The sequence below is a fragment of the Sphingobacterium sp. UBA6317 genome, assembly GCF_002440385.1.
In the GTDB taxonomy this organism is placed as follows: domain Bacteria; phylum Bacteroidota; class Bacteroidia; order Sphingobacteriales; family Sphingobacteriaceae; genus Sphingobacterium; species Sphingobacterium multivorum.
In genome coordinates, this window is sequence record NZ_DJTD01000044.1 from 1 (window position 1) to 19,890 (window position 19,890).

General features: G+C 40.8%; 18 protein-coding genes. 5 read left to right on the forward strand and 13 right to left on the reverse strand.

Annotated elements, in window-relative coordinates:
• Positions 1–209: 209 nt before the first annotated feature.
• The 4 genes from B3E92_RS14255 to B3E92_RS14270 all read right to left on the reverse strand — a co-directional run bounded on the left by B3E92_RS14255 (position 210) and on the right by B3E92_RS14270 (position 4,065).
• Complete coding sequence (locus B3E92_RS14255; RefSeq protein WP_088162867.1) at positions 210–995, reverse strand: SDR family oxidoreductase; 786 nt, start codon at positions 993–995, stop codon at positions 210–212.
• A 77-nt stretch (positions 996–1,072) separates the two neighbouring features.
• Positions 1,073–2,725, reverse strand: a complete 1,653-nt coding sequence (locus tag B3E92_RS14260; protein WP_286897338.1) for an ABC1 kinase family protein — start codon at positions 2,723–2,725, stop codon at positions 1,073–1,075.
• A gap of 205 nt (positions 2,726–2,930) precedes the next feature.
• Positions 2,931–3,572 (reverse strand): hypothetical protein, encoded by a 642-nt coding sequence (locus B3E92_RS14265; RefSeq protein WP_070562889.1) that lies wholly within the window; start codon positions 3,570–3,572, stop codon positions 2,931–2,933.
• Positions 3,562–4,065 (reverse strand): RNA polymerase sigma factor, encoded by a 504-nt coding sequence (locus B3E92_RS14270; RefSeq protein WP_112375536.1) that lies wholly within the window; start codon positions 4,063–4,065, stop codon positions 3,562–3,564. The genes B3E92_RS14265 and B3E92_RS14270 overlap by 11 nt, the downstream gene beginning before the upstream one ends.
• Before the next feature lie 117 nt (positions 4,066–4,182).
• Between B3E92_RS14270 and B3E92_RS14275 the strand changes: the two genes are divergently transcribed.
• The gene (locus B3E92_RS14275; protein ID WP_286897339.1) at positions 4,183–4,620 is read left to right on the forward strand and encodes an acyl-CoA thioesterase; all 438 of its coding nucleotides are present in this window, start codon (positions 4,183–4,185) and stop codon (positions 4,618–4,620) included.
• A 155-nt stretch (positions 4,621–4,775) separates the two neighbouring features.
• Here the strand turns inward: B3E92_RS14275 and B3E92_RS14280 are convergent, their stop codons facing one another.
• The 3 genes from B3E92_RS14280 to B3E92_RS14290 form a co-directional block, all read right to left on the reverse strand.
• On the reverse strand, positions 4,776–5,219 hold the full coding sequence (locus B3E92_RS14280; protein ID WP_112375535.1) for an Hsp20/alpha crystallin family protein: 444 nt from the start codon (positions 5,217–5,219) through the stop codon (positions 4,776–4,778).
• A 464-nt stretch (positions 5,220–5,683) separates the two neighbouring features.
• Positions 5,684–6,394 (reverse strand): AAA family ATPase, encoded by a 711-nt coding sequence (locus B3E92_RS14285; protein ID WP_286897340.1) that lies wholly within the window; start codon positions 6,392–6,394, stop codon positions 5,684–5,686.
• Between the two features lie 78 nt (positions 6,395–6,472).
• Entirely contained in the window at positions 6,473–6,841 is a 369-nt protein-coding gene (locus B3E92_RS14290; RefSeq protein WP_046672427.1) for a dihydroneopterin aldolase, read from the reverse strand.
• Between the two features lie 72 nt (positions 6,842–6,913).
• On the opposite strand from B3E92_RS14290, the gene B3E92_RS14295 reads away from it, so the two are divergent.
• Both B3E92_RS14295 and B3E92_RS14300 read left to right on the forward strand, forming a co-directional pair.
• On the forward strand, positions 6,914–7,642 hold the full coding sequence (locus B3E92_RS14295) for a 3-keto-disaccharide hydrolase (protein WP_070562903.1): 729 nt from the start codon (positions 6,914–6,916) through the stop codon (positions 7,640–7,642).
• Positions 7,643–7,911: 269 nt separating this feature from the next.
• A complete protein-coding gene (locus B3E92_RS14300) occupies positions 7,912–10,095 on the forward strand; it encodes a S9 family peptidase (protein WP_286897341.1) in 2,184 nt (727 codons plus the stop codon).
• Between the two features lie 78 nt (positions 10,096–10,173).
• Here the strand turns inward: B3E92_RS14300 and B3E92_RS14305 are convergent, their stop codons facing one another.
• From B3E92_RS14305 to asnB, 3 genes are all read right to left on the reverse strand, one after another.
• On the reverse strand, positions 10,174–11,145 hold the full coding sequence (locus tag B3E92_RS14305; protein ID WP_286897342.1) for a polysaccharide deacetylase family protein: 972 nt from the start codon (positions 11,143–11,145) through the stop codon (positions 10,174–10,176).
• The gene (locus B3E92_RS14310) at positions 11,145–12,713 is read right to left on the reverse strand and encodes a M20/M25/M40 family metallo-hydrolase (protein ID WP_112375533.1); all 1,569 of its coding nucleotides are present in this window, start codon (positions 12,711–12,713) and stop codon (positions 11,145–11,147) included. Before B3E92_RS14310 ends, B3E92_RS14305 begins: the two co-directional genes overlap by 1 nt.
• 313 nt (positions 12,714–13,026) lie before the next feature.
• Positions 13,027–14,715 (reverse strand): asparagine synthase B, encoded by a 1,689-nt coding sequence (asnB, locus tag B3E92_RS14315; RefSeq protein WP_286897343.1) that lies wholly within the window; start codon positions 14,713–14,715, stop codon positions 13,027–13,029.
• Positions 14,716–14,950: 235 nt separating this feature from the next.
• Between asnB and B3E92_RS14320 the strand changes: the two genes are divergently transcribed.
• Entirely contained in the window at positions 14,951–15,526 is a 576-nt protein-coding gene (locus B3E92_RS14320) for a Crp/Fnr family transcriptional regulator (protein ID WP_070562917.1), read from the forward strand.
• A gap of 178 nt (positions 15,527–15,704) precedes the next feature.
• The gene (locus tag B3E92_RS14325; RefSeq protein ID WP_286897345.1) at positions 15,705–16,166 is read left to right on the forward strand and encodes a VOC family protein; all 462 of its coding nucleotides are present in this window, start codon (positions 15,705–15,707) and stop codon (positions 16,164–16,166) included.
• A 203-nt stretch (positions 16,167–16,369) separates the two neighbouring features.
• Here the strand turns inward: B3E92_RS14325 and B3E92_RS14330 are convergent, their stop codons facing one another.
• From B3E92_RS14330 to B3E92_RS14340, 3 genes are all read right to left on the reverse strand, one after another.
• Positions 16,370–16,705 (reverse strand): HopJ type III effector protein, encoded by a 336-nt coding sequence (locus B3E92_RS14330; protein WP_286897346.1) that lies wholly within the window; start codon positions 16,703–16,705, stop codon positions 16,370–16,372.
• 77 nt (positions 16,706–16,782) lie between these two features.
• A complete protein-coding gene (locus B3E92_RS14335; protein WP_286897348.1) occupies positions 16,783–18,621 on the reverse strand; it encodes a UbiD family decarboxylase in 1,839 nt (612 codons plus the stop codon).
• Between the two features lie 132 nt (positions 18,622–18,753).
• Positions 18,754–19,623 (reverse strand): hypothetical protein, encoded by an 870-nt coding sequence (locus tag B3E92_RS14340; RefSeq protein WP_286897350.1) that lies wholly within the window; start codon positions 19,621–19,623, stop codon positions 18,754–18,756.
• Between the last annotated feature and the right edge of the window lie 267 nt (positions 19,624–19,890).

Consider the following 19,890-nt stretch of genomic DNA (forward strand, 5'->3'; position numbering starts at 1 on the left):
AGATGGCATATATCCTTTTTTTACACTATAAATATATGAAAATCAAACCGTTAAAACAAATAATAAACCTTAGATAATGCAAAAAAAGAGACTGCCTTTTTGAGACAGCCTCTTTTTATGCAATTTTACACCGAGTTCTGGCTACAGCAATCAGCTATGGAATGCTCAAATCAAGGGCTTTGACCTGACGTAATTGAGCAGCTCATTTTTTATAAGCCTTTTAACATCCCGCCGTCCAGAGGAATATTGGCTCCAGTCAGATAACTTGCATATTCGGAGCAAAGGAAAGCGACGAGATAACCGTATTCTTCAGGTTTACCCAGACGCTGCGCAGGAACCTGTTTTAACCGCAATTGTAGCGCTTCCTCGTAGGATATACCCATACGTTGAGCGTCAAGGTTGGTTAGCGACTGGATACGGTCCGTATCAAATAGGCCTGTCAAGATGCTATTGACCGTCACCCCTTCTTTAGCGACATCCGTTGCCAGCGATTTACTCCAGCTAAGCAATGCTGTACGGATCGTATTAGACAACACTAAATTAGATACCGGTTCTTTCACAGTTGAAGAAGACACATTAATAATACGTCCGTATCGATTTGCCAACATATAAGGCAGCGCACATGAGGTCGTGTAACAGTGATTTTGAAATAAGAGTTCAAAAGCATGCTGGTAATCCGCCAAATTTTTTTGGTCTATGGTTCCTGCTTGCGGCCCATTCGAATTGTTGATTAAAATATCAACCTTATTCGACTCAAAATAATGTGTTATCTGCTTTTTGTATGCTTCGTGATCATTGTAGTCCACCACGATATATTGGTGTACCTGTCCTTTGGAGGTATCAAGACCTTCACAGGTACGTTGTAGCTTTTCCTCCTGTCGGGAAGCCAATGTTACAGATACGCCACATGAGGCAAGCACTTGGGCAATACCTGCACCTATACCAGCAGAGCTCGCTCCGATCAGGGCTTTTTTCCCATTTAGATTGATTTCCATATCTTTTTATTTTTTATTTTATAGCGTGTATGTATGCATAGCCAATCATCATGGCTGAAAATGCGTTCTAACCCCGGTTAATCGTTGTCCTTTGCTCGGATCATTGCAACAAATAAATATATGGCAAAGACCCATGCTGAGCCAAGGCATATCCAAGCAAAAATGGGAATTCCCCACCACTGTGGTTCTACGCGTGCGACAATAATCATCCCACCTAGTAAATTGAGTGACATAAACATAATTCCGATGACAATACGATTGACCCCCTTGCGTAAAATAGCATTAAAAGATCGCGCACTGATCAATCGATGGTTGAGTGTAAAATTTCCTGTTCGAAATAAGCGCACAAGGGCGCGCATATCTTCGGGAAGTTTTTCGACATCGCGCGCAAAAGATTCAACTTTATGTTTTCCTTTTTGGAAGATTGCCTCTGGAGAGAGCCGCTCCATCATAATCCTACGTGCAAAGGGCTTGATACTCTCCATAATATTAAGATCGGGATATAACTGGCGTCCAATACCTTCCATCAACGAAATGCCCCGCATCAACTGATAAATATATTCCGGAAAATACAAGCGGTTGTCACCAATGATGTTCCACAATTTATTGAACAATAAATCTAAGCTAAGATCCCCGAGAGATACATTATCAATCATATCGAAAATCTCATATAGGGATCTTTCAAACCGGTTACGATCCGGAATATGGCTCACCACGGCAACGTCTTCAATTACGTCAGCAAGCCGGACAGCATCTTCGGAAATAGCCGATTGAATAAACTCTTCAAGCTGCCTACGGTCTATCCCCAATAATTTACCCATATTTCCGAAATCCAAAAAAGCAATCCGCCCATCCGGCATCACCATCATATTGCCGGGATGCGGATCGCCATGAAAGAAACCATGGATAATCACTTGCTCAAGGTATAAATTGATCCCATTTTTTACCAGCGTTTGGACATCCATTCCCCGACGCTTAATTTCATCGGCATCAGTTACCTTGAAACCATCGAGATATTCCATGCAAAGAACATGGTCCGACGAGAGTTCAGGATAAACACGGGGTACCTTGATCAGTTTATTTCCTTTAAAGTTCTTTGTGAAGCGTTCGATGTTATGCCGCTCAATCACCAGGGACATCTCTTCCTGCATGGTCGTAGCGAAAGATTCAACAATCAGCAGAAGGTTAAGGTTTTCCAGTACATCATTGTACATGGTTAGGATTTTGGCAATATCACGCATAAGTGCCAGATCACAGCGCATAACCTCATCGATGCCAGGACGGCGGACTTTTAAAACGACTTGGGTTCCATCTTTTAAGATTGCGCGATATACCTGTGCGATAGAGGCCGCAGCAAAAGGTTCGGCAGTAATCTCCTGGAAATGCCCATCAATATCCAGCTCAAGTTCTTCTTTGAGATAAGATTTAATATCCACTTCAAAAGGGGGAACATTATCCTCAAGGCGCTTAAGTTCATCTACGAGATCTTTGGGCAACAACCCCTCCCGCGTCGAAGCCGATTGTCCAAGCTTGATAAAAGCCGGACCGAGCTCCTCAAGAGCCATGCGAATACGGGCATAAACACTGATATTATCGACGTCAATAGCATGTTCTACAGCAGATCGGGGTCCCTTCCACGGCAATCGAGCGATCGCATCTTTAAAACCATATTTGGCCAATATACTTAAGATCTGGGAACTGCGCTGTAACTTCTTTGTCGGATTAAACATAATGGACAATGGTTTTCAATGACAATATACGAAATATCCATGCCCCAAAAAGCAAACAAGCATAAAATGAAGCGGATATTCCATATGGACTAAAAAAACTAATCAGAAGGAGATGAAACAAAAACCTTACCTATTTTAGTTCGAGCCATTTTGAACGGAAAATCAAGTCTTCAACAGCATAAAATAAATACAAGGACGCTGTAAACTATTCGGCTTCCATTTGATCTAGCTTTTCCTTTATCTGTGTAATATAATTGCTATAATAAGCACGAATCATAAATTCTGTCAGACCAACAACAAGAATAATGGAAGCAATTGCGGAAAGGATCATCCACACAATAAAGTTTGGATCCTGTTGGAAAGTTTCCTTGAAATGGTATAATCGATCAAACCAGACGGTAGTCCGATTCTGTGCGATCATAATAAGATAAAGAAATAGAGCTTGCGGTATCATCACGTAGGCCGCGATCCGATAGGTCTCTACGGCATACTTCAAATCGTAATACAATTTGAGCAAGTGTTCTTTAGAAGCCAACAACTCGATCTTTTTCGTACTCTTTACCAAATAAAAGAACCTCCGATAATATAAAAGACTAGATAAGGATATCTGTACGATAAAAAAGTAATAGGCAAATGCAGCATAACCTTCAATCTTATATATCGGTAAGATGGGCACCAAAAACAGAAAGCCCATACACACGGCCCAAGAGATAAACTCACGTTTGATATTCTTGCGCAGCTTACCCATGATATTGCCGACTTCCTTATAGTATTTGAGATTTGGATTCTGTAAATCCTCGTCTGTAGGCTGTTGCTGCCAAGATTTTTTTAACTCATCAAAATTCATACTTGTATTTTTTAATGATTTGTTGAATTCGCTCCTTCGTGCGGTTTAATTTTACGCGGGCATTGACTTCCGATATACCCAGATTTTCTGCAATCTCGCGATGACTCTGACCTTCCAAAAACAAAAATATCAGGGCTTTTTCAATGGCGTTGAGCTCTTGAACGGCCTGATAAAAAACGTTCAGTTGCTCATCTTTATCGGTATCGTAAGCTTCTTCTGCAAAATCATGTCGTTCCTCTAACGTATCATAAATCTGATGTTTCTTTTCTTTTTTTAAGAATACCATTGCGGTATTGAGGGCAACACGGTACATCCACGTTGAAAATTTACTCTGTTGCTTAAATGTTGCATAGGATTTCCACAGCTGATAGACGATCTCCTGATACAGATCTTGTCGCCCTTCATGATCATCCATATACATACGGCTCACCTTAACGAGAATACCTTTATTCTCGTCAATCAGTCGAAGAAATTCTATTTCTGATGGGTTCACCTAGCGATTTTTCTTTAAATATATTTAGTTAATAAGTATAGCAAACAAACAAAGTGTTACAGCTTTATTTAAAAATATGTAAATTGTTATGAAAAAAGAGGCTAATCGTTGAAGATTATGGAGAATATATTTTATCAAGGTCAGATTATATGGGCGCAGATCGATGCAAATAGACATATGCGGCATTCTGCTTACGCTGATATCTGCGCACAGGCCCGCAGTAACATGTTGAACAAAATGGGCTTTTCACTGGATAAATTTGCCGAATTTCATATCGGTCCAATTTTATTTCGGGAAGAACTCATCTATTTTAAAGAAGTGCATTTAGATGAATATGTACAGGTAAAAGTAGAACTGACGAAATACAACAAAACAAATAGTCGTTTCTCATTTATACACCAAGTTTTTCGTAATGACGGAGTTTTGTGCTGTACCGTCAACGTCGATGGAGCCTGGCTCGACCTTCATAAGCGGAAATTAACGAAGTTACCGGAAAAGATGGAGCCTTATCTCGCCAAAATTCCCCGATCTGAAAACTATGCGGAAACTGAATAGTCTTTTCATCATGTCAGGACCATCCTGATAAAAAAAATCCCTCGGAACGCAAACGGAATTCCGAGGGATTAAAACATAAACTAAACCTAAAAACTATTGTCTTTTGCTCACCTTTGGTCATTCCCAAAATGAACTATTTCTTGTATGCTGCTGGATTATTTAACTTCAATCAAACGTTTTGCAATGATTGCATCTTCTTTTTTGCCAACAGTCAAAATTAATATACCACCTTCATAGGCAGCCTCGATATTGCTGTAATCTACGGTCTCTGGCAAGGTAAATGATCTTGAGAACGAAGAATAATTGAATTCTTTTTTGCTGTATAATTTTTCTTCACTCACACTTTCCTCTTTTTTCTCAGCTGAAATGGTAATTAGATTTTTATCGACATTGATCTTAAAATCAGATTTATCCAATCCAGGCGCTGCCATTTCAATTTTAAAGGATTTTTCAGTTTCTGATATATTGACCGCAGGTACACGGGACACCAAACGATCGGAGATGAAGTTATCATTGAATAAGTTGTCGAATACAGTGTTCACAAATGGATTTACTGCATCCGTGTTTAAACTTTTTGTAGGGAATTTAATTAATGCCATTTTTTTGTCCTCCTAATTTTTTGTTTTATTGTTAAGCTTTTTTTGTTCTACCTATTTGAAGAGAGCTATTCAATTTGCGTACCAGCAGGTTTTAAAAGACAAAATGTCATTTAAGAATAAAAAATAATGTCATTTTGTCTTAAAAACAACTGTTTCCAACTACCTAGCGATCAATTTGTCATTAGCGGGCTCCCTGTCCCCAATCCCAAATTGTCCCTATACACAGACTAACGTATAGGAGATAAAACAGTTTATCAGAAATTGTCATTTTTTATTAAGAGTCTGAAACAGAGCGCTCAATTAGCAGCGTACCGTATAAGAGAAAAATCTTTTATGAAACGTTGTTATTTTTACTGAGCACCTCAAACAGAGCGTTCGAATAGTAGTGTATCATATAAGAGAAAAAGATTTTATCAGAAGTTGGTATTTTATTAGGCATCCGAAACGTAACGTTCAAAAAACCATTAAGTTTGATTTTGTTCCAGCGAAGCAATCAATAAGAATTTGACAGCATCGTAAATATAGTCCTTAGCCTCTGCATAGGAGATCCCATAGCGTCGCTGTACGACATCAGCATAATGTGGAAATGGCGTAAATAATTTATCATAATAGGCATCCAGTTGTACTATGGTCGGCAACTCAAAAGCCAAACGAAGCTGAAACCGCCGGATAATGGCTGTATCCAATATTTCAGGATGATTCGTTGCTGCAATCAATACCGCTTCAGCAGGAAAATAATCGATCAGCTGTATAATGGTGTTCACGAGACGGCGCATTTCACCCACATCCTTTTCTTCACTAATCCGCGCCTTTCCGATCTGATCGAATTCATCTAAAAACAGAACTGCTTTTTCACGCCCTGCTTTATCAAAGACCTGTTTGATGTGCTGCGAGGATTCGCCAATACGAGAAGAAATGAGGTTGCTCAAATTCAACACATAAATTGGTTTTTCAAGCGCTGTAGCCAGCGCTTTCGCCGTTGTTGTTTTTCCGCAACCCGAATAACCGTGCAGTAAAATCTTATTGCTCACCGGCAGACCATATTGCGAAAGCTCTTTAATATAACGATGCTCTTTAATCAGCTGATGCAGCTTTTGACGGCTGTCCTTTTCCAAGAAAACATCCTCCAAAGCAATCCTTTCCTTATCGGCTATGACAAGATCGTAAATATTCATACTATTAATTTAAGACTATCAGATAACGATTGGCAAAACTAAATCTTTCAGTTGGTATATCGCTGATCCAGTTTCGTTTTAATCCTTAAAATATTTAAGACTAACTTGGGAGCAAGAAAGGTCCCCTCCAAAGGGAGGGTTCGATTTGCGTATCACCACTTCGATCGTCAGAGCATGGGATACTCTTTCCCGAATCTGTTCAAGTATTTCTGAAGCCGCAGATTCCAGTAGTTTGCGTTTAGGTAGCATGACACCGGCTGTAATCTGGTAAAGTTCTTCGTAGTTGAGCGTATTGTTTAAGTCCTCTGTCTCGGCATTCAAAAAGGGAAAACATACGTCAATAGAAACAAAAAATTCATTGCCTAGCACCTGTTCTTCTTCATAGTAACCTATTGGTGCATAGAACCGAGCTTCTTTCAGCGATACTGTCTGTAAAATGGTTGCCATGCACAAACCTACTGAAATTGTTCCAAACAAGTGGGATTATTTGTATATTTAACCATACCAAAAACCCAACAGATGAACTTTTCTTTATCCTCAGCGATAGCAACAACACTCTTATTTGGCGCCACTGCATTACAGGCCCAAACAAATATGAAACCCAGCGACACCGAATATTATAGTCCGGTACCACCGACAGTTACAATCAATCAGGGTATACCAAGCGATGCCATTGTCCTTTTTGACGGCAAGGATCTTAGTCAATGGAAAAGTGAAAAAGGCAAAGCCAATTGGACGGTAGCCAACAACGTACTTGAAGTAAAACCGGGGGCTGGAGCCATTGAGACCAACGAACACTTTAGCGATTTTCAATTGCATATTGAATGGAAAAGCCCCGAAGTAATCAAAGGCGAGGGCCAAGGAAGAGGTAATAGCGGAATTTTCCTACAAGGGCTTTATGAAATTCAGGTATTGGACAACAATAACAACCCAACCTATGTCAATGGCGGAGCGGGCAGTATTTACAAACAACGCCCACCCCTGGCGCAGGTAATTGCTCCGGAAAAATGGCATGTGTACGATATTATTTATAAAGCCCCTCAGTTCAATAAGGATGGAATCTTGACCGCTAAAGGAACAGTAACGGTCCTACATAATGGCGTCGTTGTACAAAACAATACTCAAATCGATGGCACAACCGAATATATCGGACTACCAAAACAAATAAGCCACGGCCCAGGTCCAATTGTACTGCAGGATCATGGTGATCTGGTCCAGTTCAGAAACATCTGGCTACGTAAACTATAACTTAGCAGCAAGACGTAGCGGTTTATAGCAAACAATTTAAGTTAGAAAAGCAACAATTCTGTACTAGGTTTTATAGGGCTATTTCCCTAATTTAGCCCTATAAAATTTAAAAACAAACGGAATGTAATGAGCTACTTGCGCCTTTAATTTCCTATCGCAACAGGTTTAGAAGCCTCATGTGATTATTGGACTAATGAAGCGCAAAATAACCACTGAAATGGGCTCACGTATGACGTTGTGTATAAACATTCACACAATATTACAGTTTAATGAAAAGAATTGCGCTATTCTTCTTGTTGGCAAGCTCCATCAGCAGCTATGCACAACGCAACCTCAATTTAGAAGAAACAGTATTTGGACCCCGAACTTACGCCCCAACATCAATAGCCGGAGCATCGTGGATCCCAAAATCAAACAACCTCTCCTATCTCGATAAATCGTACCAGAATCTATTATCAAAAAGCGCTTCCAACAACTGGAGCGAAACTAATCTAGCCTCTAAAGCAGACCTCGAAGCAGCATTGAAAACGGCTATTCCGGGCGAAACATTCAATCTGCGGATGTTTCCTTACGACTATAAATGGCGTGATGGAAACGCGCTATTACTCCAAGTCGATGGAAAAGATAAAACTTACACGGTGGCTTACAATATCAAATCAAAAAATATTGAAAGCTTTATCGGCAATGACAACAAGGGAGCTAATCGCGAGGTAAGTTCGGATTTTTCAAAAATCGCCTACTTAGTAGACAATAACATCGCAATTGTTGACAAAGACGGCAAAATTACTTCCGTCACCAACGATAACGACAAAGGAATTGTCAATGGTAGTGATTACACCCATCGCCAGGAATTTGGCATCAAGAAAGGAATGTGGTGGAACAATCAAAATGACAAACTGCTGTACTATCACAAAGACGAAACGATGGTCGCCAATTATCCATTACCGCAATGGAGTTCCAAAATTACGAATATCAAATGGATTAAATATCCAATGACAGGCCAAAAATCGGAAGAAGTTTCGTTGATCGTTTACAACACCACCACGGGACAAAAGGTAACCCTTCAAACCGGTGAGCATTCAGAGCAGTATTTGACCATAGTTACCTGGGATCCTTCTGGTAAATACATCTACGTCGGAGTACTTAACCGTGGGCAAAATGATCTTAAAGTCAACAAATATAATGCAGAAAACGGTTCTTTGGTCAAAACCCTGTTTGAAGAAACTGCGACAACCTGGGTTGAACCTGAAAACCCATTGACATTCTTACCAAACAAACCGGATCAATTCCTTTATCAATCCGATAGAGATGGCTATAATCAACTTTACCTCTACAACACGGAAGGTAATCTGATCAAAAAACTCGGCTATAAAGACATCGTTATGGAGGCATTGCTCGACTTTTCGGCTGATGGCAGCAAAGTTAGCTATACAGGAGTCACCAACAACGGTTTAGATCGCCAATTATTTGAGGTCGACCTAAAATCTGGGAAAACGGTTCAATTAACAAATGAATCGGGTACGCATCATGCTGCACTAAGTAGCGATGGCAAGTATATCTACGATCAATATAGTAATTTAAAAACACCAAATAAAGTTCAGGTCAAAGAAGTTAAATCTGCTAAAGAAACCACCTTAGTCAATGCAGAAAACCCTTTTTCCGGAAAAATAAATGATCCTAAAATCGAATTTGTACAGTTGACATCCGCAGATGGGAAATACCCATTGACAGGACGTATCATTTATCCCAACGACTTTGATCCAGCTAAGAAATATCCGGTCATGTATTATTTATACGGCGGATCACATTCGCAGCTTGTTTCCAACAAATGGCTAGGAGGCGCTGGATATTTTGATATGTATATGGCGCAACAGGGCTATATCGTCTTCACGATGGATAATCGCGGCACGAATTACAGAGGCCGTGATTTCTATACAGCTACGCATCGCAACCTCGGTCAAAACGAAATGGCCGACCAGATGAAAGGAATAGAGTTCCTTAAATCAAAATCTTTTGTCGACCAACAGCGCATGGGTATTTTCGGGTGGAGTTTCGGTGGTTTTATGACAACTTCCTTCATGCTGCATCATAACGATATCTTCAAGGCTGCAGTAGCTGGAGGTCCTGTAATCGACTGGAAATTTTATGAGGTGATGTACGGCGAACGCTACATGGACACGCCGCAAGAAAATCCGGAAGGTTATAAATTGACATCACTCCTCAATAAAGCCGATCAACTGAAAGGAAGATTATTGATTATTCACGGCGCACAAGACCCTGTCGTTGTACAACAAAACAGCATGGAGTTTTTAGAAGCCTGTATTAAAGCCGGAAAGCAAGTAGATTATTTTCTATACCCGACTCATGAGCACAATGTAATGGGAAAAGACCGTATTCATATGTACGAAAAAATTGCGGACTACTTCAATCAGCACCTCAAAAATCCGTCATAAACTCAGGAAAACAAGAAAAACCAAAAAGGGCTATCCAAAAAGATTTGGACTGCCCTTTTTTATGCAATTTAGTATAGGTTAATGTGACTCCTGATCCAGGCCTTCGGATAAACTATACAATGTCCAGTGTTTTGTTTTTATGGCCTGAGATTCTGTCCGAAGCAATCGGATAAAATCCTGCACCCCAACCTCCTCATTCCCATTACCATGAATCAGGACAATACTTCCGTTTTTGGCCTGCTGCCCTTTTGCCAACCAGGCATCCGAGCCTACCGCAATAAGACCATAGGACAATAGCTGCTCAATGATACGCCGATCGGAAACTAAGCCCGGACAACGAAAAAATACCGAAGGCAGAAGACCGTTTTTCAGCATCAATTTTTCATTCTCCAACACTTCATAACCTAGATTCGTATTTTTGGAAAGCAAAAAATTGGATGTTAAAGGATTACTAGTAAAAACATGGTCATACGTATGATTGACCCAGGTAATCTTTACTCCCTTTGCATCCAATGACTTTAGCCATGCTAGATCTGCGGCGTGATTTAGCATCCATTTACCCGAAACAGAAACGGCCAGTGGCAGGCTGCGATCTATCCCCTTAAATGCAGCGAGAAGATCTTCAAAAATAGCCCTGTCCAAAGGTTTATGTGAAGGACATAGATCAATCGTCAAATTAATACCAGCCTCTTTGGGAAGCCTAAAATTCAGCCCCGCATCCTGTAAGTTGTTTTCAGTTTTTCTGACTAAAGAGAAGCAGCTTTCGTATACCGAACCACTTAGACTTTTTGTAACCTGAGCCGCATCGTTGTACAGAACGCTGACCGATCGTTCTCCTACTATACGCGTTTGCAGTGTAGTAGGATCTACCGTCAAATAATATTTTACAGTATTTGTCGTGAAACTACGGATCCCCACCAGAGAATTATTATTTTCACGGAGGATCAACCACTCGGTTCTGTAGTTTTCTAAATTGGCAAATGAAACCTGTCCATTAGAGAGTAGGGCGCACACCAAAAATAGACCAACAAAAATGAGCTGTTTCATCATCAGTTGCCACTCGTTCTTTTAGACTGTAGATTAGTTGGCCATACCGTCGGCTTGCCATCTTTATCAATTGGCAATGTGATCTTATCGCGGGAGACCAAAGCAGGCTCTTCACAGGCAAGGTAAGTCAAAATCGCAACGATAATGGCGTTTTGTTTTACTTCATCAAACACAATCTTATCATAGGTATCCCGATTGGTGTGCCAGGTCACCTTACCATAGTCCCAGGATGTGGAAGAGAGCCCAAAGGCCGGAATTCCTTTTTGAACGAAAGAAGAATGATCACTTCCCCCCGTCCCCGGCATACCTGGAAAACTGGTTTGGATTTCATTACGGAACTCTTCAGGCAAATATTGCACCCAGCGGCTTATATATTCGTAAGATTTTTCAAAACCACTGCCCCCTATCCGGACAATTCGCCCTGTGCCGTTATCCTGATTCCATACCACCTGTATATTTTTAGCGATCTCGGGATGATCTTCGACAAAAGCTGAAGAGCCATTCAGCCCCTGCTCCTCACTTCCCCAGTTACCGACCAAAATCGTTCTTTTATTATCCGGGTAAACCTTCCTTAAAATGCGGACAGCCTCCATCATGGTAATTACTCCTGTCGCATTGTCTGTCGCTCCCGAAGCGCCGTCCCACGAATCTAGATGTGCCGAAAGCACAACATACTCGCCCGGTTTTTCCTTTCCCTTGATCTCTGCGATACTATTATAGGTCTTTGATATTCCAAGCTCTTTTGAATTTCCCTGCAGCGAAACCCGAGGTTTGACCCCATGTTCTGCCATGCGGTATAACAGACCGTAATCTTCCAGCCCTACGTTAAATACCGGAATCTGTTTGGACTTCGCATCAAAAATCCGTGTAATACCAGGCAACTCTGTCCAATAGGAATCAATGGCACCAACGGCGCCAGCATTCTCCAAAGCCAAGGGCAATGTCCGACGCGTGCTTCCCGTATAGGACATACTACTCTCCCATTTTTTCAACTGATCATTTTTTAAGGCTTGATATTTTTCATAACCTTTCGGGGAAGCTGACTCCTTCCAGTTGGCATCTGACCGTCCTGAAAGCGGATTCATTCCAATCAATACGATCTTGCCTTTGACTGTCTTAAGCCAAGACTGAAAATCAGACGGGGAACTAAATAAAGGCATTACCACAACCTCGGCTTCAACCCCTTTCTCCTTGGTCACGGGACTGAACGCCAACTGTGTACCTTCCAAAGATTTTATGCGGGGATAGGTCATCGTCACCTGAGAAGTTCCTCGTTCCCACGAACGCCATTCACCATAGGGCTCATTGCGGGCCTGTGCGCCAAGCGCATTATAATTTTTGACAACCCAATCATGCGCCTGTTGCATTTGTGGACTCCCGACAAGACGGGGGCCAATCATATCGACAAGCTCAAACGCATACTTCTCCAATTGTGAATTTGCATTTGCCTCCTGCACAATTGACGAAACCATCGCTTCTTTATTTTGAGCAAAAATAGCTGGAGTGCTCAGCAATAGAAGTGCCAGCCCTAAAGATTTCATTCCACGCTGTTTCATTAAATCTACCTTCATGTATATATCTTTATTTATTGTATAATTCTCCGTTAATACGCTAACGCTACGAGCGCAAACTACATGTTACTATATTCCACTAGCTCTCAAAGAAGCTCCAGAAAAAGACAGTGCTCCGGTCAACCTTAGTTAATTTAGAAACCCAAAGTTTCCTGTGATTGGTTTTTCCGAAAATTACTAAACAATATTTAAAAACACACATTCATTTTTAATCAATTAAATGATATACCCTTATTTAGTTGAAAAAAAAACATAAAAAGCCTGAAAAGAAACTTTCCAGGCTTTACCAAATATAGATATGAGGGTTGATTAGTTACACGGCTTCCACTTTGGATTTTTCGTAGCTCTCTTGGTGAACCGAGGCCACAGCCCGACCCGATGGATCATTCAGATTCTGGAAAGAAGCATCCCAAGCTAAGGCTTCCGGCGTACTGCATGCGACAGATTTTACCGATGGAACAGTTTGTGCTGCCGCTGTTGAAGGAAAATGTGATTCGAAAATTGTCCGATATAAAAACTCTTCTTTGTTTTTCGGTGTGTTTATCGGGAAGCGCGTTGAAGCCTCGGCAAACTCCTGATCAGAAACTTTACTTTCAGCCTGCTCTTTCAAGGTATCGATCCAGCTATAGCCTACACCGTCAGAAAATTGCTCTTTCTGGCGCCATGCGATGCTTTCTGGCAGATAGTCTTCAAATGCCTTACGTACAACCCATTTCTCCATCCTTCCATCGCGAATCATTTTATCGGAAGGATTGATACGCATCGCAATGTCCATAAATTCTTTATCTAGGAAAGGTACACGCCCTTCAACACCCCATGCTGCAAGTGATTTATTTGCCCGCAGACAGTCGTACAGGTAAAGCTTTTTCAGCTTACGTACAGTTTCCTCGTGAAATTCCTGTGCATTTGGCGCTTTATGAAAATAAAGATACCCACCAAAGAGTTCGTCTGACCCTTCACCCGACAATACCATTTTAATGCCCATTGATTTGATTACACGAGCTAATAAATACATCGGTGTAGAAGCGCGTACCGTCGTGACGTCATAAGTCTCCAAGTGGTAGATCACGTCACGGATCGCATCCAATCCTTCTTGGATGGTAAAGTTGATCTCGTGGTGTATTGTTCCGATATGATCTGCTGCTTTCTGTGCCGCAATTAAATCCGGTGCTCCCTTCAATCCCACCGCAAATGAATGCAGTTGAGGATACCAGGCATCTTCTTTGTCGTCACTTTCGATACGTTTGGATGCAAACTTCTTCGTTACCGCAGCAATAACCGATGAATCCAATCCACCAGACAGCAGTACACCGTAAGGTACATCTGACATCAATTGACGATGCACCGCATCTTCCAAACCTTTGCGCAAAACAGCGATATCGGTCTCGTTGTCTTTTACAACATCGTAACTTTCCCAATCACGTTGATACCAGCGCTGCGGAGCTTTCCCCGTTTTGCTATACAAGTAATGCCCCGGAGGAAATTGTTCAATCGTCGTACAGAAACCTTCCAGTGATTTTAATTCGGATGCAACGAACAATTGCCCCTGCTCATCTTCACCATAATATAGAGGGATAATTCCCATATGGTCACGTGCGACAAAAAAGGAATCATCACGTGAATCATAGAGTGCAAAACCAAAAATACCATTTAATTCATCCACAAATGAGGGACCTTTCGCTAAATATAATGCCAACACAACTTCAGAGTCACTTTGTGTCGAGAACTCATAATCAGGAAGGCTATTTCTTAATTCATGGTGGTTATAGATCTCGCCATTAACTGCTAGTACAACTTTACCGTCCGGACTGTACAATGGTTGACTTCCAGATTTAGGGTCAACAATAGCTAACCGCTCGTGTGCTAATAAAGCTTTCTCACCAGTGAATATACCCGACCAGTCCGGACCACGGTGGCGAATACGTTTTGACATTTCTAATACTTGAGATCTCAATGAGCTTGCAGGTTGCTTTAATTCAAAAGCGCCAATAATTCCACACATATTATGAAAATTTTAAATATTTCGTTTTTACATTATGTTATTGACACAAAGTAAAACAATTAAAAACTAAATTCATAATAATTTTTAATATTTATTATATTTTTATCAAAAATACTTTTCAAAACAAACAAAATTATCAATGAAACACTTATTTGTTTACAATAATCACACAATCTATTAACAATTGATCTGCAGATTAATCGTTAAATTAACTTCGTAATCAAATAACCAGGATATGGATCTAATTAGAACCTTCTATAGTGAGCTTGCACTGACTCCACAGGAATTAACTGCAATTACAGAAAAACATGAAGCCATAACCGTCAAAAAGGGCGATTTTATATTGACCAAAGGACAGGTTTCAAATGCTTATTACTTAATTGAGTATGGACTTACACGCTCCTTTTTACACGATTATGAAGGCAATGAAGTTACCATAAGCTTCTGTACGGACAATGATGTTGTCATTGAAGTCGCCTCTTTTTTTCAACGCCATCCAACGGTGGAAAATATCCAGGCACTCATGGAAACCCGTCTCTGGAAAATAAAGTTTGAAGATTTTCAGGAACTTTTTCATCAGATTCCTGAATTTAGGGAATGGGGGCGTTCTTGGATGGCCAAGGAACTTGTTCACAGTAAAAATAGGGCTATTGCCATGATTACCGAGCCTGCTACTACCCGCTATTTGCGCTTGATAAAAGAAAAACCAATATTGATACAGCAGGCACCACTCAAGCATATTGCTTCCTACCTGGGCATCACCGACACTTCCCTAAGCCGCATCCGGAAAGAAATTGTCCACGGAAATTAAACCGTGGTAACGCCCAAAGGACTACTTTTTTAAATCTTGCCTTAAGGCAAGATTTTTAAGAAAACTTCAGCTTAATTTTACCAATGTGCTTCCAAGCTATTTATTTATAGTCTTATAGGAAGGAAAAATTGAGAAAAGAGTTAAAAGAAGTAATCATTATATTCAAAAATTAGAAATCATGGCAAAATTACACGCTTATCTAAATTTCGACGGAAACTGTGAAGAAGCATTCAACTTTTATGAAAAAGTCTTCAATACAAAAAATCCTGGCTTCATGCGTTATGGAGATATCCCTGCCGACCCACAGATGCCACCTGTTCCAGACGAAGCAAAAAACAAAATCTGTCATACAGCAATTTCGATCAACGGCGATAGTATGCTGATGGGAGCTGATGTTGTTCCTGCTATTGGACAACAATATATCCAAGGAAACAACAGCTATGTCATGCTGATGTGCGAAAGCACCACCGAAGCGAAAGCTTTGTACGATCCACTGAGCACCAATGCAAAGGTCGTTGAAATGCCACTTGGCGAAACATTTTTTGCCGAACTATACAGCGCTTTTCAGGATCAATTCGGTATCTGCTGGATGGTTTATTTTGGTGGGAACAAAGACCAGGATTGCGAAAGTAATGCTTAAGCCAACCGCTTAGCCGACAAAATAGTTGAAAAAGAGAGGGCAGTAATCTATTGTTACTGCCCTCTCTATTCCCGTGGTTTCGTTATCGTGTAGCACCTATGCTACCCTGTGGAATGGCCATTTCAATTTTGTCTTTTCAAAACTGCCACAACAAGATGTTTTCCTGTGCATCTCAGGTTTTTACCGCTACCGGGTTAAATTTATTATTTTTTCACCAGTACTTCTTCCTCAAACAGGATCCCATCCCAACCATTTGTCCTAAATTGACGAATGTTCTGATGGCCATCTCCGTCTGGATTATCGAGTACATTTTGATAATGTTCGGCAAAAAGGCGCAATGTATCCTCCTGCGAAAAATTATTTAACTGTGCAAAATAGAAAACTTTTGCACTACCTTGATTTTCTTCTTTCGAATTTTTCAGCGTCCCATTTTGAAATGCACTGGGACTATAGCTGTACTGATCGGCAATATGCGCCAATACTTCCTGAAACTGTAATTCGCTTCCTTTTGATTTATTCAATAATTCTGTTGTAGTCATCTTGATATTAAACCTTTTAAAATCTATTCTAAATTAATTTTTCAACCATAAACCTGAATGAACAGGAATTAGCGCTCTTAAATAATTCCGTGTAGTGACCCTCCCTTTGCAGCAAGTTGATCCACACGCCTTTCCACCGCTTCGTCTTTAATCAACGCCGGCGCATGATGGGGTTTTGTCCGCGCATCAATAATTAGCGGTCCTTTACAACCCCAATGTTTAAATGTTGTAAAACTATGTATTCCATAAATATCAAACGCAGGGTTACTTCTGGTAAACGTTGTCCAAACAAAATTATTGACGGTAGCAGCGGTGAAGTGAGCATCATCACATAAGACGATCAACGGGAAACCTTCCCAGGCGAGTCCTGCGGCAGCGCGGCACCATTCGGCCATTATTTTCGGCTCATGCTCGTAAGTAGAGAATGCCTGACCATCAATGGCAATAATACCGGGCATAACAAATTTTGCCTGATTGAAAGGTCGGGGTAGTTCAAAACCAGCCGGCAATTCACGGCCCAATTCTCTTTTCTTTGTACCAGCGGCAGCAAAAACCACCTTGGAACCGGTATTTAATCCATCGCCAGAATAATCCAAGGTATCGATAGTCGTATTAGTCTGAAAATGAACATCTCGAGTAAGGTCTATGCGTTCAAGGATATGACCCAAAAAAGCCGGAATATCATAAATATCCAATTGCGGATTATCTTCATTTGCTGAAATAAACAAATATTTAGCAAGGCTGAGCTGATTTTTACCCAGTATCTGATTGGCTATCGTTAAAATTTCTTGCGGTCGATCCACATGCTGATAAGGCGTATACCGTTCAGACCCTATTGCAAAAAGTAAGGGATGTACACCAGCGGCATCAACAGCATTAACTGCATGGAGACCTGAAATCTCCTTTGGAATGGCCGCCCCCGTAATTTCGTGGATTAAGGCACCAAAACTGGTGTCTTCCTGCGGCGGCCGCCCCACAACGGTAAAAGACCAAATTGGATTTTTCTTATGGTACACATTATGCACCTTCATCAAGGGAAACGGGTGAGTTAAACTATAGTATCCGATATGGTCACCAAAAGGACCTTCCGGTTTATTTTCGTTGGGATAAACAGTACCGGTAATCACAAAGTCTGCATCTGCCGAGATACAAAAACCTTCATCATCATAAAAATAACGGAACCTTCTATTTCCCAATGCCCCGGCAAAGATCATCTCAGAGAGTCCTTCCGGTAGCGGCATTACAGCAGACAAGGGATGTGCTGGCGGTCCGCCGACAAAAATACTCACCTTTAAAGGTTTACCGAGCGCATTTGCCTTAGTTTGATGGATTCCGATACCACGATGCAACTGATAATGTAAACCAATCTCCTGATCAGGCAGATAATCATTCCCAGAAAGCTGAATCCGATACATCCCCAGATTGGCCTGCATAATACCGGGTTTGGCAACATCTTCTGTATATACCTGCGGCATCGTCACAAAAGCACCGCCGTCCATTGGCCAGTTGACGATCTGCGGAAGTTTACTAATTGATGTTTTACCATGAAGTATGGGAGCCCCCGATTTTTTTTTCCAGGGTAAAGCCCCAAGGGCTGTCATCGAGGAACCAATATATTGAAAAGGATTTTTAAGTACTGCAGCAGGATTCATCTTAACATCCACCAATTTCTTCAGGTGGTCTAACGAATCCCGGAACATAAACTTCGAGCGTTCCAGCGTTCCAAACAAATTAGATACAGCCGGAAATTCCGAACCTTTGATATTTTCAAAAAATAAGGCGGGCCCTTCAACATCAAACACCCGCATATGGATGGCGGCCATTTCCAAATAGGGATCGACCTCTTCTTTGATCCGGATTAAATGACCATGTTTTTCAAGATCCGCAACACATGCTTCTAAACTATTGTATCCCATATATTAAATCTGCTTCAACATGTTAATCCACAAATTTAACAGAATAATTTATTAAACAGGATATAAAGAAAAAACCTTTAGCGATCTTGGATCCCGCTCCCTTATCATCAGTATAACAACCTCAACCATTACCTAGGTATCCATGCAGACATAGGATTTCAAGGGCGTAAATTCAAATGCCTGTACGCGCTGCCAAGTTGAATTATCTACATTTTTCTCATAATAAAGTACTCGCCTAAATTCATCAATATCTTCTTTATTGATATCATTCAACCTTGTCAACAAGAGCTTAGCAAAGAATTTATTGACGCCTATTTCTCTCTTTTGGTCTTCGGAAGTGCACTTCAGGAAATGGTAAAATAAGCCTCTAAATGTCATTTCCTCATTGCCACCGAGGTAAATAACTTCTGATATAAAATTATTTTCCCAAGGCATTTCTCGTAGCCAGCGGTAAACATCGAGCGAAGGCAGGGGGCGAAACTTCAGGGAAGCCACCCAGTTCCAATAAAATATGGTCTGCCGTTTGGCAAGTTTCGCAAATATGCGGTTCAAGACACTCTCCTTCCCGATGACGCTACTTTTAATCACAATGGTATATTGGACGCGTAAATTTTCCAGCAGATCGCGCACAGGCTCCAAAAAATGTTCATCCATTAGCCTCGCGACATAAATGACGCGGTTATTTCCGGCACGTCTACAAATTTCCACGAAATTGCGCAGACCAAGCAATTCAAGCTGAAGCTGTATATCATTGTCAAGTGAGGGAACCTGCGTAAAATAAATTCCAAAATTGAGTTCAGCAATCTGAAAATTCTCAAAAGCTTCCCCTTTTCGCAACAGGTCCAATTCAAAAAGCTTTGCCGTCACCTTTTCCTTTACTATTTTATTAAAAAGAGATAAGTTGCGCACTAATCCAGTCACATCAAAATCTTTGGATTGCAAATAACAGGATGCCCGTCGTCCCAAATAGGTATTTAGCCCGCTGATTAAAACCTTTTTCATTCGAATTCTCTATATTTTTGGCTTTGAAACTACCACGATTTAATGATTCGTTCTCACGATCGTGAGCCATTAAATAGGATCGTTCCTTCCTAGTACGCTGATTTTATATATTACCCTTTTATTCGCTAAAACGAATAAAATCCCTAGGACGGTTCCATTGATGATGCAGCAATCTTTTCCATGTTTTTCTTACGCTTTTAGTATGTTACTCGGATTGTTTCAAGAGTAACGGAAATAACTTACAAATATCATAATTCCCTGATTTTA